This window comes from Streptomyces pactum (assembly GCF_002005225.1).
GTDB classification, from domain to species: domain Bacteria; phylum Actinomycetota; class Actinomycetes; order Streptomycetales; family Streptomycetaceae; genus Streptomyces; species Streptomyces pactum_A.
Window position 1 is genome coordinate 4,478,874 of record NZ_CP019724.1, and the last position, 13,023, is coordinate 4,491,896.

Below are 13,023 nucleotides of genomic sequence, written 5' to 3' on the forward strand. Positions count from 1 at the left end.
GATTCAGCCGATCTGAGCGTTCTTGGAAACGGTCACCTGGTCGATGTCGGAGGTGCGTACGGTCACGGCGACCTCCCAGTCGCCGGCCATGGGGATCTGCACCCCACTCGCCGACCAGTGTCCGGTGGTGATGTGGTCGGGGACGACGGGCAGTGGCCCGATGTCCTTGGCCTCCTGGGTGAAGGCGACCTTCACCTCGGGGATGTCGAAGGCGTTCCCGTTCGGGCGCTCGACGTAGAGGTGCATGTCGTTGGCGCCCACCCGGGCGGGGTCGAGCTCGACCCGTACGACGCCCTTGCCGTTCTGGCTGCCGGTGTCGAAGGGCATGTCCAGGGTGACCGCCCCGGCGGAGGGGGCGGACGCGGACGCGGAGGAGGAGCCGGCGGCCTCGGCCTCCTCCTCGGTCCGGCCTGGCTCGGTCTGGGTCAGGACGGTGGTGACGGCGAGCAGCAGGACGGCGACGCCCGCCTCGGCGAGCACGGAGCGGCGCAGTCCGAAACGGTGGGGGTCGGCGTCCCGTTGCCGTTTCTGCCGGGCGGCGTCCACGGCCGCGCGCTGCCGGGCGAGCTGGGCGGCGCGCTGGGAAGCGCCGGAGCCGTTCGCCGCACCGGAGGCACGGTCGGGGCCGTGCCCCGCACCGGAGGCACGGTCCGGGTTGTTCGGCGTCCCGGACGCCTTTTCGGAACCGTTCGCCGTCCCGGAAGCCTCCGTCGTTCCGGAGCCCTTCGCCGTCTGGGAAGTCTTCTCGGCTGCCGTCACCTTTTCGGTGGCCGTCAGGTCATCGGTGGCCGTCACGTCTTCGGTGGCCGTCAGGTCATCGGCGGCCGTCGCCTGCTCGGACGTATGGCCGCCGGATGCCCCGACCTGCTCCTTCTCCCGCTGACGGGTGATGGCGGGCACCGCGTCGGCTAGCTGCGCCGTCCACCGTCGCGAGAGGTAGGCGATGCCGACCAGCACCGCCACGAGACCGATCTTGGCGAGGAGTAGCTGTCCGTAGCGGGTGTCGGTGAAGGCCGTCCAGGAGCCGAGCTGGCGCCAGGACTGATAGGTGCCGGTCACCACCAGCGCGACCACGCTGCCGAAGGCGACGCGTGAGAACCGCCGTACGGCGGAGGCGGCGACCGGTGTGTCCGCGGGGGCCCGGTACAGGGCGACGAGCAGGGTGGTGAGACCGCCCAGCCAGGTGGCGACGGCGAGCAGGTGGACGACGTCGACGGGCATGGCGAGGCCGGCCTGGAGGCCGACGGAGGCGTGCTCGGACATCGCCCAGGTGGCCGCGAGTCCGGCCGCCACGACCGTCCCGCCGACCGCGAGCCCGAAGGTGAGGTCCCGCTTCTCCTCGTCCTCCCGCTTGTCGTAGGCGCCGAAGAGCACGGCGACGAACAGCGCGGCCGCCGCGAGCAGCAGCAGCCGGGAGACCAGCGCGGCGCCGGCCTTGGTCTGCAGCGCCTCGCCGAGCAGGTTCAGGTCGAAGACGTCACCGAACTGACCGGAGCGGGTGTAGGAGCCGCGCAGCAGGAGCAGCACGAGCGTCGCGGCGGTCAGCGTGAGCCATCCGGAGACGACGAGCCGCTGCACGGCCCGGACGCCGGAGCCGCGCGGCCAGCAGGCGAGGACGAAGGCGGCGCCGCCCACCAGCACGGTGAACCCGGCGTACGACAGGTACCGGCCGAGGCCGTACAGCCAGCCGACGACCCCGCCGCCCGCTTCCGTGCCGTAGACGGAGACGGAGGTCTCGGACGGGGCGCCGATCGAGAAGGTGTAGGCGCCGGCGACGGGATGGCTGTCGGCGGAGACGACCTGGTAGGTCACCGTGTACGTGCCGTCGGGCAGCCCCGCGTGCAGTTTCACGGTGTACGTCGTGCCGCCCGTGCCGGACGGCTTGCCCTCGTCGACGCGCTCGCCCTCGGGGTCGAGGACGCGCAGCGAGTCGTCGTCCATGGAGACCGACTCGGAGAAGGTGAGCGACACCTGGGCTGGAGCCTTGTCGACCACCGCCCCCTCCCGGGGGTCGCTGCCGGTCAGCGCGGCGTGCGCGGAGGCCGGACCGGCGCCGGCGAGCAGCACGCAGGCCGCGGCCAGGAGCAGCAGCACCAGGGTCCGGGCGCGCGGGGCGATGGTCTGCGTCAAGGTGGTCCCTCCCTCAATGTCCGGAGTGCCCATTGGCGGGCCGGTAGGTGGCCGCCTTCACGGGCAGCTTGACCGTGACGGGGTCGGAGTGGGCGAAATGCAGCTCGACGGAGACCGTCTGACCCTGCTTGGGCTGCTGCTTCAGCTTCTCGAACATCAGGTGGTTGCCGCCGCTTTCGAACACGAGTTGACCGTGGGCGGGGATCGGGAGGCGCTCGACCTCCTTCATCGTCCCGTCGACCGTCTCGTGCACGGTGACGTCACCGGCCTCGCTGGAGACGGAGGTCAGCTCGTCCTCGGCGTCGCCCTTGTTGGTGATCGTGAGGAAACCCGCCGCCATCGAGTCGGAGACCGGCTGCGGTATGTAGGCGGCGGCGACGGAGAGCTCGGCGCCGGAGGCCGGGGAGCCGGAGTCCGAGTCGCCGCAGCCCGCGAGGGCCAGCGCGCCGATCACCGTCACGGCGACGAGAGCGGGACGGCCCCTCACGGGTTCTGCCCCTTGATGAGCTTGGGGAGGTCCTTGGTGTAGTCCTCGACGGTGGCATCCTCGCCGTAGAGGACGTAGCCCGCGTCGGACTTCGGTGAGAAGGCGATGACCTGGGTGCCGTGTGTCGACACGATCTTGCCGTTCTTGTCCTTGGTCGGCGGGTCGATGGAGATGCCCAGGGTGCGGGCGCCGGCCTGGACGGTGTCGAAGTCGCCGGTCAGGCCGACGATCTGCGGGTCGATGCCCTTGAGCCACTTGCCGAGCGCGGCCGGGGTGTCGCGCTCCGGGTCGGTGGTGACGAACACGATCCGCAGCTTGTCCTGCTCGGCCTGGGAGAGCTGCTTCTTGGCCACGGCGATGTTGTTCATGGTCAGGGGGCAGACGTCGGGGCAGTGGGTGTAGCCGAAGTAGACCAGGGTGGGCTTGCCGGCGGTCTGCTCGCGGAGGTCGTACTTCTTGCCCTGGGTGTCGGTGAGGACCAGGTCGGGCTTCTCGAACGGCTTGTCGAGGACGGTGGCGGCCTGCTGACTGCTGTCCTCGGAGACCACGGTGACGGGCCTGTCGCTGTCGGCGCCGCTGCCGCTGCCGCAGGCGGACAGGGTCAGAGTGGCGGCGGCGAGCAGTGCGGCCGCGGCGAACGTCTTCTTGCGCATAGAAAAATGTCCCAGATGTGAGGTGCTCCGGTGGCACCGGGGTCCGTCGGAACGACCGAGGCCCCGGCGCGCACCGGACGAGAGGATGCGACGGCGTTGTCACGCCGCCGCACCGGCGCGGGCGTTGTTACGCCGCCGCACCGGAGTCGCGCCGGCGACCGGCCAGCACGCCGTACGCGACGCCCGCGGCGCCGACGACGATGCCGACGACGCCGAGGACACGGGCGGTGGTGTCGCTGCCGTCACCGGAGCCGGAGTCGGAGTCGGACGAGGCGGCGGTGTCGGCGGCGGTGTTCTGCGCGGCCGCCTCGGTGTCGCCCCCGGCCTTCGCCCCCGACGATCCGTGGGCGTCGCCCTCGGCGGCGGCCAGCTCCAGCACGGGTGCCGGGTTCTCCGGCTCCTCCTGCCCCTCCTGCGGCACCTCGATCCAGCGCACGACCTCCTTGTTGTCGTACGTCTGGATGGCCTTGAACACCAGCTCGTCGGCGTCCTCGGGCAGCGCGCCGACGGAGACCGGGAACTTCTGGAAGTAGCCGGGCTCGATGCCCTTGCCGTCGGCGGTCCAGGTCACCTTGGTGACGACCTCGGTGAGCTGCTTGCCGTGCGACTCCACGGGCTTGGCCGGCTTGGACTTGGTGACGTCCGCCTTCCAGCCGGGGACGGGCTGCGGCATCACGGACGCCAGCGGGTGGTCGGTGGGGAAGCTGACCTCCAGCTTGGTGGTGGAGGCGTTGTCGCGTTCGTTGGGGACCTTGAAGTCGACGACCGCGTAGCCGCCCTTGGCGGCCGTGCCCTCCGGCTGCACGCTGACGTGCGCGAAGGCGGGCGCGGACAGGGCGAGGACGGCGATGCCGGAGACGGCGCCGGCGGCGGCGATACGAGAAGCCTTCATGGACGGAGCACTCCGCTTCGAGTGGGTCACCGGTACTGAGCCGGTGACGGGTGACGGGAGGGATGCGCGCACGCGCGCGTGCCGCACGACGGCGGCCCCTCCGGGCGGCGGCCCATGGGCCGAAGCGGGATGGTGGTCGCGTCGTGTCAGGCGGCGAGGGCGAACGCGTCGCGCGGCGGGCCGCGCCTGATCACCGTGTGCTGGAGTGCGGTGGTGCGGGGCCGGGGCGGCTCGAGCCGGGCGGTGTGCGGCAGGCGCGGACCCGTTCCGGGGACACCGGCGAGCCCGGCGTGCAGGGCGCGGACCAGCGAGAGCGCCGCGCGCAGGGCGCGGACGAAGGCGGCCTCGGCCACCGAGTGGGTCGAGTGCGCCGACAGTTCGACGAGCCGGGCCAGGGCCAGGTCCCCGCGCCGCAGCAGCCAGCCGGCTGCCAGGGCCGCGAGCACGTGGCCGAGCAGCATCGGCAGGGACGGCAGCAGCGAGGCCGAGGACCCGGCGGTGGCCAGGGCGTCGGCGGGGTGGTGCGCCGTACCGGTGGGCACGTCCGGGGCGATCCGCGCGTCGGTGAGGATCCGCTGGGCCTGGGCCGGGCTGATCGCCGCCGCGGTGGTCCCGCACAGCAGCCGTGCGGCCTGCTGGACCAGCGACGCGTCCGACAGCGCGCCCGGTCCGCCGGTGGACGCGACGGCCGTACCGGACGCCGTGACCGCGGTGGCACCGTGCTGGCCCAGTCCGAACAGGGCGTGCAGCGCGGTCTGTCCGACGGCGAGCAGCACCACGATGCCGGGCAGCGAGCGCCGGCGCCCGGCGAGGGGCGCGGCGACCACGACCGCCCCGAGGAACCCCGCGCCCAGCGACCACAGCGGAACACTGGCGCAGGAGGCCAGGGTGTGCCCCGCCGCGGCCAGCACGACGCAGACCGCGGCGAACACCGCGGCCCGCAGGAACCGGAGGTCGTTCCCGGAGCGCGCCGTAGGCGGGTGGGGGGCAGTCATGGCGGGCCCATCATCGCACTGGCACCCCCGGCGCCGTACGGCAGGTCCACAAGATGCCGTACGACCGGAAGAGGACGGAAGAGGACGGAAGAGGAAGGAAGAGAGCGGAAGGGAAGGGAAGGAGCCGGAAGGGAAGAGAAGGAGCCGGAAGGCAAGGGAAGATCACTTATCGGTGGGAGGCCGTCCCGCATACACCGATCGGCGGCACGGACGCATCCGCCATATGGGCCGTCTCACGCGGACGCAGTGCTTACGCCCGGGTACGGGGGGCAATACGTAACGGTATGTCGAGCCGCGGCCGGGAGGCTGGAGCATGAGCATCTGGTGGTCACTCCATTTGCGGCGCGAGGCTGCGAGCGTGCCACTGGCCCGCCGCCTGCTGATCGGCACCATGGAGACCGCGGGCGTCGACCCCGACATCTCCTTCGATCTATCCGTCGCACTGAGCGAGGCCTGCGCCAACGCCGTGGAGCACGGAGGGGACGACGCGCCCGGCGGCCCCTCGGAGGCCTACCGCGTGACGGCCTACCTCGACGGGGAGCGGTGCCGTATCGAGGTCGCCGACACGGGCCCGGGCTTTCCCGCGGCCGCCCCCGGCCGACCGGGGAGAGCGGCCAGACCGGTGTCCGCCGACGCCGAGGACGGCCGTGGCCTGTGTCTCATCCATGAGCTCGCCGACCACGTCCACATCGGCAGCACGCCGGGCCGGTCCGGCGCCGTGGTGAGCTTCGACAAGATCCTCAAGTGGCGTGAGGGCACGCCGCTGGTGGCGGTCTGAGCTGGTGCGGGTTGAGCTGCTGCGGGTTGAGCTGGTAGCGGCCTGACGGCAGTTCGGTTCCCAGCCGCTCCCGGCCGCCGTACGGGTCCGGACGCCGCCGGGGCGTCGGCGGTCGCGGCCGGGGTCGGACGGCCCTCCCGTACGGCGCACCGCGACGGGCCGGGTGGGCCCCCCAGGAGGTACCGAAGACCGGGCGCCCCAGGAGGTACCGAAGACCGGGTGCCCCGTGAGGTACCGATGGCCGGGTGCCCCGTGAGGTACCCGGCCATCGAGTCGAAGGTCAGCCCTTCAGCGCCGCCATCCACTCCTCGACCTCGTCCGACCGGCGCGGCAGCCCGGCGGACAGGTTCCGGTTGCCGTCCGCGGTGACGAGGATGTCGTCCTCGATGCGGACGCCGATGCCCCGGTACTCCTCGGGCACGGTCAGGTCGTCGGCCTGGAAGTACAGGCCCGGCTCGACGGTGAGCACCATGCCGGGCTCCAGCGTGCCGTCGACGTACGACTCCACGCGCGCGGCCGCGCAGTCGTGGACGTCCATGCCGAGCATGTGGCCGGTGCCGTGCAGCGTCCAGCGGCGCTGCAGGCCCAGCTCCAGCACCCGCTCGACGGGGCCCTCGACCAGGCCCCACTCGACGAGCCGCTCGGCCAGCACGCGCTGGGAAGCGTCGTGGAAGTCGCGGTACTTGGCACCTGGCCGCACCGCCGCGATGCCGGCCTCCTGGGCGTCGTACACCGCGTCGTAGATCTTCTTCTGCAGCTCGCTGTAGCGGCCGTTGATCGGCAGCGTGCGCGTGACGTCCGCCGTGTAGTACGTGTGCGTCTCCACGCCCGCGTCGAGCAGCAGCAGGTCGCCGGAGCGGACCGGGCCGTCGTTGCGCACCCAGTGCAAGGTGCAGGCATGCGGTCCCGCGGCGCAGATGGAGCCGTAGCCGACGTCGTTGCCCTCCACGCGCGCGCGGAGGAAGAAGGTGCCCTCGATGTAGCGCTCGCTGGTCGCCTCGGCCTTGTCGAGGACCTTCACGACGTCCTCGAAGCCGCGCACGGTGGAGTCGACGGCCTTCTGCAGCTCGCCGATCTCGAACTCGTCCTTGACCAGGCGGGCTTCGGAGAGGAACACGCGCAGTTCCTCGTCGCGCTCGGCGGTGACCTTGTCGGTCAGTGCCGCCTCGATGCCGGCGTCGTAGCCGCGCACGACGCGGACCGGGCCGGTGGCCTCGCGCAGGCTGTCGGCCAGCTCGCGGACGTCGGAGGCGGGGATGCCGTACCGCTTCTCCGCCTCGGTGAGGGAGTGGCGGCGGCCGACCCACAGCTCGCCCTGGCCGTCGAGCCAGAACTCGCCGTTCTCACGGTCGGAGCGGGGCAGGAGGTAGATCGTCGCGGTGTGGCCGTCGCCCTTGGGCTCCAGGACCAGGACGCCGTCCTCGGTCTGGTTGCCGGTGAGGTAGGCGTACTCGACGGAGGCGCGGAAGGAGTACTCCGTGTCGTTCGAGCGGGTCTTCAGGTTGCCCGCGGGGACCACCAGGCGCTCGCCGGGGAAGCGGGCGGACAGCGCGGCACGGCGGGCGGCGGTCTCGGCGGCCTGGGCGATGGGCTCCGGGTCGCGCAGCTCGGTGTCGGCCCAGCCGGACTTCATGTTCTCGGCCAGCTCGTCGGACACGCCCGGGTACAGGCCGTTCTTGCGCTGCTTGATCGGCTCCTCGGACTCCTCCGGGGCCTCCGGGTTCTCCGAGATCTCCGGGTTCTCCGGGTTCTCCGGGGTGAGCTCCTCCGCCACGGTCATCCTCCTTGATACGGCACTGGACCACCCCCATCGTACGGTCGTACGGAAGGGGGCACAGGGCCGAAGGGCCTGTTACACACGGGCGCGACCGTCCGTTATCCGTGGCGTACCGGGTGTCAGCGTCCGTTATTCGAACCGGACGGCCAGCAGTACGACGTCCTCCTCGGAGCCCGCGTCCGCCTTCCCGTCGGGCAGCACCGTGCGCAGGACGTGCTCGGCGACGGCGTGCGGGTCCCGGCGTTCGGCCCGCGGTACCCCGGCCGCCGCCGCGTGCAGCCGGGCGAAGGCCCGGTCGGCCGGGTCGCCGGTGCGGTGCAGCAGTCCGTCGGTGTACAGCAGAACCGTCTCTCCGGGTTCGGCCTGGAACTCCACGCTCGGCGCCTCCCAGCAGGCGAGCATGCCGAGCGGTGCGGAGACGGAGGTCTCGACGAACTCCGTACGCCGCTCCCCGATCAGCAGCGGCGGGCTGTGCCCGGCGCCGGCCAGCGTGATCCGGCGCAGCGCGGGCTCGCAGTACGCGAACAGGGCGGTGGCCGAGCGGGCGGGCTCGGTGAGGCGCAGCAGCAGCTCGAGGTCGGACAGGACGGCGACCGGGTCCTCGCCCTCCATCACGGCGTACGCCCGCAGGGAGGCGCGCATCCGCCCCATCGCGGCGACGGCGCTGGGTCCGGACCCGGTGACGGACCCGACGGAGAGGCCGAGCGCCGCGTCCGGCAGCGGCAGCGCGTCGTACCAGTCGCCGCCGCCGCGCGGACCCGTGCGGTGCCGGGCGGCGAGCTGGACGCCCGGCACCCGCGGCAGGCGTGAGGGGAGCAGCTCCTCGGACATCGTCGACATGCACGCGCGCGTGCGCTCGATCTCCGCGAGGCGGACCAGGTGCTGGGCGGCGTACCGGGCGTAGAGGCCGGCGAGATGGCGTTGCCGCTCATCCGGCTCGGCGGGTTCGTCGTAGAGCCATACGGCGGCTCCCAGGCGTCCGGTGCCCTCGGTGGACAGCGGGAGCGCGTAGCTGGCGGCGTAACCGAGGCGGGCGGCGACCTCCCGGTGGCGGGGGTCGAGGCCCTGCTCGGCGAACAGGTCGGGCTCGGCGATCCCGTTCTCACCGACCGGCAGTCCGTCCAGGATCCGCCCGTAGGCCAGGGCGCTTCGGGGGACGGTTTCGATGTGGCCGAGGTCGGCGCGGGCCAGGCCGAGGCCGACGGTGGTGTCCGGGCCGAGTCCGCCGGCCGGTTCCAGGACGATGAGACCGCGTCGGGCGCCCACCAGGGCGGCTCCCGCGCGCAATACCTCCTGGAGGCCCTCGGAAAGGGAGTCCGTACGGACCAGGCGCTCGGTCAGTTCGTGCAGCGTCGTGAGGTCCGAAACCCAGCCGGCCAGCCGGTCCTGGAGCAGGGCACCGGGGGCGGCACAAGGGGCTGCCGAGGCATCCGTGACCTCTGAGGTGTCCGTGGTGTTTGGCGCGGTGACCGGGGAGGTACCCGGGGCCGTGGACGCGACAGTGTGTGCGGGGGACGGAACCGTTGCATCGATTCCGGCCACTTTCGCAGGGTGCGGGGCGTTCATGGTGTCCGGCCTTCCGACCGGCGCTTACTGCTCAAAAGCATCGCAAACCCCCATGTCATTCTGCGCCGCTAGCAGTGTCTCCACATGTACACGCACTCGTAAGGAGATGTCCAGCATTGTCCTGCTGGGATTCCTGGTGTCCATGAGGTCTGAGTGACCTCCTCCCCGGCCTCTTGCGGAAATACGAATTTGGCTTGAAACTGCCCTAGAGGACGCCTTGTTGCGGTCGACTGGGGGTGCTTCACGGAGCGTCACAGCGGTCGTGATGGGTACGTACTCGGAGAAGGCCAGGGGTGGTTGGGGACCGCCCGGAACCTGGCGGTGGACCCGGGCGTCCTATCCACCGACGACCGTGCCCCATCCTCCCGTGGCGGAGGCGGACAGAAATACGCGGGACGGCAAAACGCCAGACTTCGCCACCCCGCGCCACGCCCATGCTTTTGTCAGACGCAGTGTGGACGGAACCGCCGCGGACGCAGTCAGTGTTCGACCCACAGGGGTTCCCCTTGCCCTTGGCGGTGATGTCCTCGGCGGTGACGCCTCCCAACGGAGGTGTCCGAGCCGGGATGTCTCCCGGCGGGGTGTGATGCGCCACCAGCTACGCACAGCGAAGAGATCGACACATGGTGTGATGTGACCACGGTGTTGCCAGGCGTGCAACGGAAAGGAACGAGCGCTCATGCGCGAGATCCTCGGAAGGCGACGCAGGCTCTTGTCCCAGCACGACGACGAGCGGCCTGAGCTGATCGGTGCGGCTCTGACGTACGCGACGCAATGGCAGTGGCCTGTACTCCCGGGCGTGGCGGCGGACCCGCGGTCGCGGTCGCGCTGCGCCTGCCCCGACCCCGAGTGCACGGTGCCCGGTGCGCACCCCTTCGACCCCGGCCTCCTCGCCGCCACCACCGACGGGCGCATGGTCCGCTGGTGGTGGACCAACCGGCCCACCGCGCCGATCGTCCTGGCCACCGGGGGCAGCGCCCCGTGCGCCGTCTCCCTGCCCGCCCTGCCGGCCGCCCACGCCCTCGCCGCGCTCGACCGCGCGGGGCTGCGGCTCGGCCCGGTCATCGCCTCGCCCACCCGTTGGTCGTTGCTGGTCAGGCCGTACTCGATGGAGCAACTGGGTGAACTGCTCTATGCCAAGGACTTCGTCCCCGGCTCCCTGCGCTTCCACGGCGAGGGCGGCTATCTCGCGCTGCCCCCGTCCGAGACCGGCGGGGGCGCCGTCCGCTGGGAGCGGGCGCCGCTGCCCGGCTCCGCCTCGCCCTGGGTGCCCGACGTGGAGGCCGTGGTGGACGCGGTGGTCGACGCCCTCACTCGTACGGGTGTGAGCGCGCCCGAGTTCTAGGGGTCTGCGGCGCGCGCGGAAGTCGGCGCCCGCCCGTGTCGTTATCGTCCGCCCCATGCCGCTTCATGCTGGGGAGCACCGCGCCGCCGGGCAGCACCGCGCCGCCAGGCAGCACCGTGCCGCCAGGTCGCGCCGAGCCGTCGGGCCGGACCGAGCCGTCGGGCCGGACCGTCGGCGGTTCCGGCTGTACGGGCTCGCCGGCGTCGTGGTGTGCGCGGTCGTGCTGCCGTTCGCCGTGGCGTCCGCGGGGCCCCCGGGCGGCGGGGATGACGAGAAACCTCCGGCCGGACGTCTCCTCTCGCAGGGCGGGGACGGAAAGGCGTCCGAAGGCGCCGGCCGTACCCCGGAAGCGGCATCCCGTTCACCGCTGCCCCCCGGCCCGGCCACCGCCGTGCGCTGCGGCCCCGAACTCACCTCGCCCGAAGGCGTCGAGGCGCAGACCTGCGTCGTGACGCAGGGTGCGGAGACCTGGGCGCGGACCTACTACCGCAACGCGAGCGGAGACCCGCTCGAATCCGTCCTGAGCCTGATGGGGCCCGACGGCCGCAGCGTGCGGACGCGCTGCGCCGTGGGTGCCGAGGACGCGCCGGGCACCTGCGAGACGCCCAGGGAGCGCACCCGGGGCGGGCCGGCGGCGTACACCGCGGTCGCGGAGTTCGCGGTCCGGGCCGGGTACGGGCCGCTGGTGCTGCGTAGCGGCAGCAACCGGAACGACAGGGGTGACGGGGGTGACGGGACCGGCCAGGGTGACAAGGACGACGAGGCCGGCCGCAGCGACGTGGGCGGCAGGCGCGGTGGCGGCGACGGTGGCGCTGGACGCGTCGGCAACGGGGACAACTCGCCTGGGTTAACGGGGAGTTGACGAGCGAACGCGGTGGGTGCGCGACCGGAGGTATGGAAAGACCCGGTTGCTGGCGACGGGGGATGCACCAGCAACCGGGCTACTCGAACGGTAACAAGAGATCGGCGGTTAGCAAATTCGATCTCTTGTTTTCCGGTCACCGACTGGCCTGTCTTCCGCGGGAGTTGTGACTGGAGTCACGCCGCCCCGGACCGGAGCTCCGGCTGACCGGTCGGTCAGCCGGGCCCGCTCCCAGGCTGTGCGCTAGCTGAGGGTGACCTGTCGGTTGGTCAGACCGCCGCGTGCCCGGCGTTCGTCGTGGGTGAGCGGGGTGTCCGTGGTCAGGGCCTCGGCGAGGCGCTCGGCGAACTCGGCTGCCGGCTTCTCGACGTCCTGAGCGGTGACCTCGCTCGGCAGGTCCCACACCGGAACGGTGAGCCCGTGGGCGCGGAAGGAGCCGACGAGACGGGTGCCCTCGCCGAGGGACGACCGGCCCGCGGCGTGCAGCCGGGCAAGAGCGTCCAGAAGCCGCTCCTCCTCGTGCGGCATGACCCAGCGCAGGTGGTTCTTCTCCGGCGTCTCGCACCAGTAGGCGGAGTCCACGCTCTGGAGCCGGACGGTCGGGATGGCCGCGGCGTTGGCCCGCTCCAGGGACGCGGTCACCTCCGGCGTGGCGTTCTCCGGGTCCGGAACCCAGAACTCGAAGCCAGCGTGGACGGCCGGCTCGAACGCTCCCTCGGGGTCGAGCAGGTCCTGCAGCCGCGGACCGTCGGCCGGCGCGCGGCGGCCCTGCACCGGCGTACCCGCTTCGGCGGTCAGCGCGCGCTGGAGGGTGTCGGCGAGGTCGCGGCTGATGTCACCCGACGCCGTGTCATTCTGCAGGCCGAGCAGGACCGAGCCGTCGTCGCGGCGCAGGGCCGGCCAGGCCATCGGCAGCACCGTGGCCAGGGTGACGGAGGGAACGCCGTCGGGCAGGCCGTCCTTCAGGGTCAGCCCGACCGTGGCCGCCGGCACCAGCTCACGCAGGGCCACCCAGTCGCACTCGCCGGGAAGTCCCTCGAACGGGCGCTGCACCAGCTCGGTAGTGGCCTGGGCGGCGGCCCGGCCGTGGCACGCCTTGTAGCGGCGGCCGCTGCCACAGGGGCAGGGCTCGCGGGCACCGACGACCGGGAAGTTGCCGTCAGCGCCTGCGGCGCGGGCACCGCCGACGGGCTGCGGGCGCTTGGCCTTCGTCTGGGGTCGCTTCTTGGCCATCGTGGGTGTCTCCCGGTTGCGGCTCATCTAGTACGGGCGCGAGCCTAGCCGTTCACACCCCGGCCGCCGGGAACCTGTGGACAACGGACCTGCGGTGGACAACTCGCACGGGGCTCCGTGCGGCTTCCCCGCCGCTTTCCCCTCCCGCATTCCCCTCCTGTTTTCCCCTGCCGCTTTCCCTTTGGCTTCCCTGTGCGGGCCACGGGTCGGCTCGCGCGGGCCCGCTGGGTCAGCGCGCCGGGCCTGCGGGCCACCGTGCTTGGTCTGCTCGGTCTGCTCGGTCTGCTTGGCCGGCTCGGTCGGCT

At 72.3% G+C, this 13,023-nt stretch carries 11 protein-coding genes; 3 read left to right on the plus strand and 8 right to left on the minus strand.

The window, feature by feature from the left end:
• Window positions 1-3: 3 nt before the first annotated feature.
• From B1H29_RS18945 to B1H29_RS18965, 5 genes are all read right to left on the minus strand, one after another.
• Window positions 4-2,130, minus strand: coding sequence for a copper resistance CopC/CopD family protein (locus B1H29_RS18945; RefSeq protein WP_055422072.1), 2,127 nt, complete (start codon window positions 2,128-2,130; stop codon window positions 4-6).
• 13 nt (window positions 2,131-2,143) lie between these two features.
• The gene (locus B1H29_RS18950; RefSeq protein ID WP_055422071.1) at window positions 2,144-2,617 is read right to left on the minus strand and encodes a copper chaperone PCu(A)C; all 474 of its coding nucleotides are present in this window, start codon (window positions 2,615-2,617) and stop codon (window positions 2,144-2,146) included.
• Complete coding sequence (locus tag B1H29_RS18955) at window positions 2,614-3,270, minus strand: SCO family protein (protein ID WP_055422070.1); 657 nt, start codon at window positions 3,268-3,270, stop codon at window positions 2,614-2,616. The genes B1H29_RS18950 and B1H29_RS18955 overlap by 4 nt, the downstream gene beginning before the upstream one ends.
• 127 nt (window positions 3,271-3,397) lie before the next feature.
• Window positions 3,398-4,162 carry a YcnI family copper-binding membrane protein gene (locus B1H29_RS18960; protein WP_055422069.1) on the minus strand — a complete coding sequence of 255 codons (765 nt, stop codon included), beginning with the start codon at window positions 4,160-4,162 and terminating at the stop codon, window positions 3,398-3,400.
• Between the two features lie 146 nt (window positions 4,163-4,308).
• Window positions 4,309-5,157 carry a hypothetical protein gene (locus tag B1H29_RS18965; RefSeq protein WP_055422068.1) on the minus strand — a complete coding sequence of 283 codons (849 nt, stop codon included), beginning with the start codon at window positions 5,155-5,157 and terminating at the stop codon, window positions 4,309-4,311.
• A gap of 313 nt (window positions 5,158-5,470) precedes the next feature.
• Here B1H29_RS18965 and B1H29_RS18975 point away from each other — a divergent pair, with 313 nt between their 5' ends.
• A complete protein-coding gene (locus B1H29_RS18975) occupies window positions 5,471-5,935 on the plus strand; it encodes an ATP-binding protein (RefSeq protein WP_055422067.1) in 465 nt (154 codons plus the stop codon).
• Between the two features lie 280 nt (window positions 5,936-6,215).
• Here B1H29_RS18975 and B1H29_RS18980 read toward each other — a convergent pair whose 3' ends face one another.
• Both B1H29_RS18980 and B1H29_RS18985 read right to left on the minus strand, forming a co-directional pair.
• Window positions 6,216-7,709 (minus strand): aminopeptidase P family protein, encoded by a 1,494-nt coding sequence (locus B1H29_RS18980; RefSeq protein WP_055422179.1) that lies wholly within the window; start codon window positions 7,707-7,709, stop codon window positions 6,216-6,218.
• Window positions 7,710-7,841: 132 nt separating this feature from the next.
• On the minus strand, window positions 7,842-9,278 hold the full coding sequence (locus B1H29_RS18985; RefSeq protein ID WP_055422066.1) for a PP2C family protein-serine/threonine phosphatase: 1,437 nt from the start codon (window positions 9,276-9,278) through the stop codon (window positions 7,842-7,844).
• Between the two features lie 679 nt (window positions 9,279-9,957).
• On the opposite strand from B1H29_RS18985, the gene B1H29_RS18990 reads away from it, so the two are divergent.
• Together B1H29_RS18990 and B1H29_RS18995 are read left to right on the plus strand one after the other, a co-directional pair.
• Window positions 9,958-10,623 (plus strand): bifunctional DNA primase/polymerase, encoded by a 666-nt coding sequence (locus B1H29_RS18990; protein ID WP_055422065.1) that lies wholly within the window; start codon window positions 9,958-9,960, stop codon window positions 10,621-10,623.
• Between the two features lie 55 nt (window positions 10,624-10,678).
• Entirely contained in the window at window positions 10,679-11,485 is an 807-nt protein-coding gene (locus B1H29_RS18995) for a hypothetical protein (RefSeq protein WP_324611058.1), read from the plus strand.
• Between the two features lie 243 nt (window positions 11,486-11,728).
• On the opposite strand, the gene B1H29_RS19000 is transcribed toward B1H29_RS18995, so the two are convergent.
• Window positions 11,729-12,718, minus strand: a complete 990-nt coding sequence (locus B1H29_RS19000) for a DUF5926 family protein (protein ID WP_055422064.1) — start codon at window positions 12,716-12,718, stop codon at window positions 11,729-11,731.
• Window positions 12,719-13,023: the final 305 nt, after the last annotated feature.

Coding starts and splice junctions, on each gene's coding strand:
- B1H29_RS18965 (WP_055422068.1), bottom strand. CDS start 5,157: ATGACTGCCCCCCACCCGCCTACGGCGCGCTCCGGGAACGACCTCCGG.
- B1H29_RS18975 (WP_055422067.1), top strand. CDS start 5,471: ATGAGCATCTGGTGGTCACTCCATTTGCGGCGCGAGGCTGCGAGCGTG.
- B1H29_RS19000 (WP_055422064.1), bottom strand. CDS start 12,718: ATGGCCAAGAAGCGACCCCAGACGAAGGCCAAGCGCCCGCAGCCCGTC.
- B1H29_RS18990 (WP_055422065.1), top strand. CDS start 9,958: ATGCGCGAGATCCTCGGAAGGCGACGCAGGCTCTTGTCCCAGCACGAC.
- B1H29_RS18960 (WP_055422069.1), bottom strand. CDS start 4,162: ATGAAGGCTTCTCGTATCGCCGCCGCCGGCGCCGTCTCCGGCATCGCC.
- B1H29_RS18985 (WP_055422066.1), bottom strand. CDS start 9,278: ATGAACGCCCCGCACCCTGCGAAAGTGGCCGGAATCGATGCAACGGTT.
- B1H29_RS18955 (WP_055422070.1), bottom strand. CDS start 3,270: ATGCGCAAGAAGACGTTCGCCGCGGCCGCACTGCTCGCCGCCGCCACT.
- B1H29_RS18995 (WP_324611058.1), top strand. CDS start 10,679: ATGCCGCTTCATGCTGGGGAGCACCGCGCCGCCGGGCAGCACCGCGCC.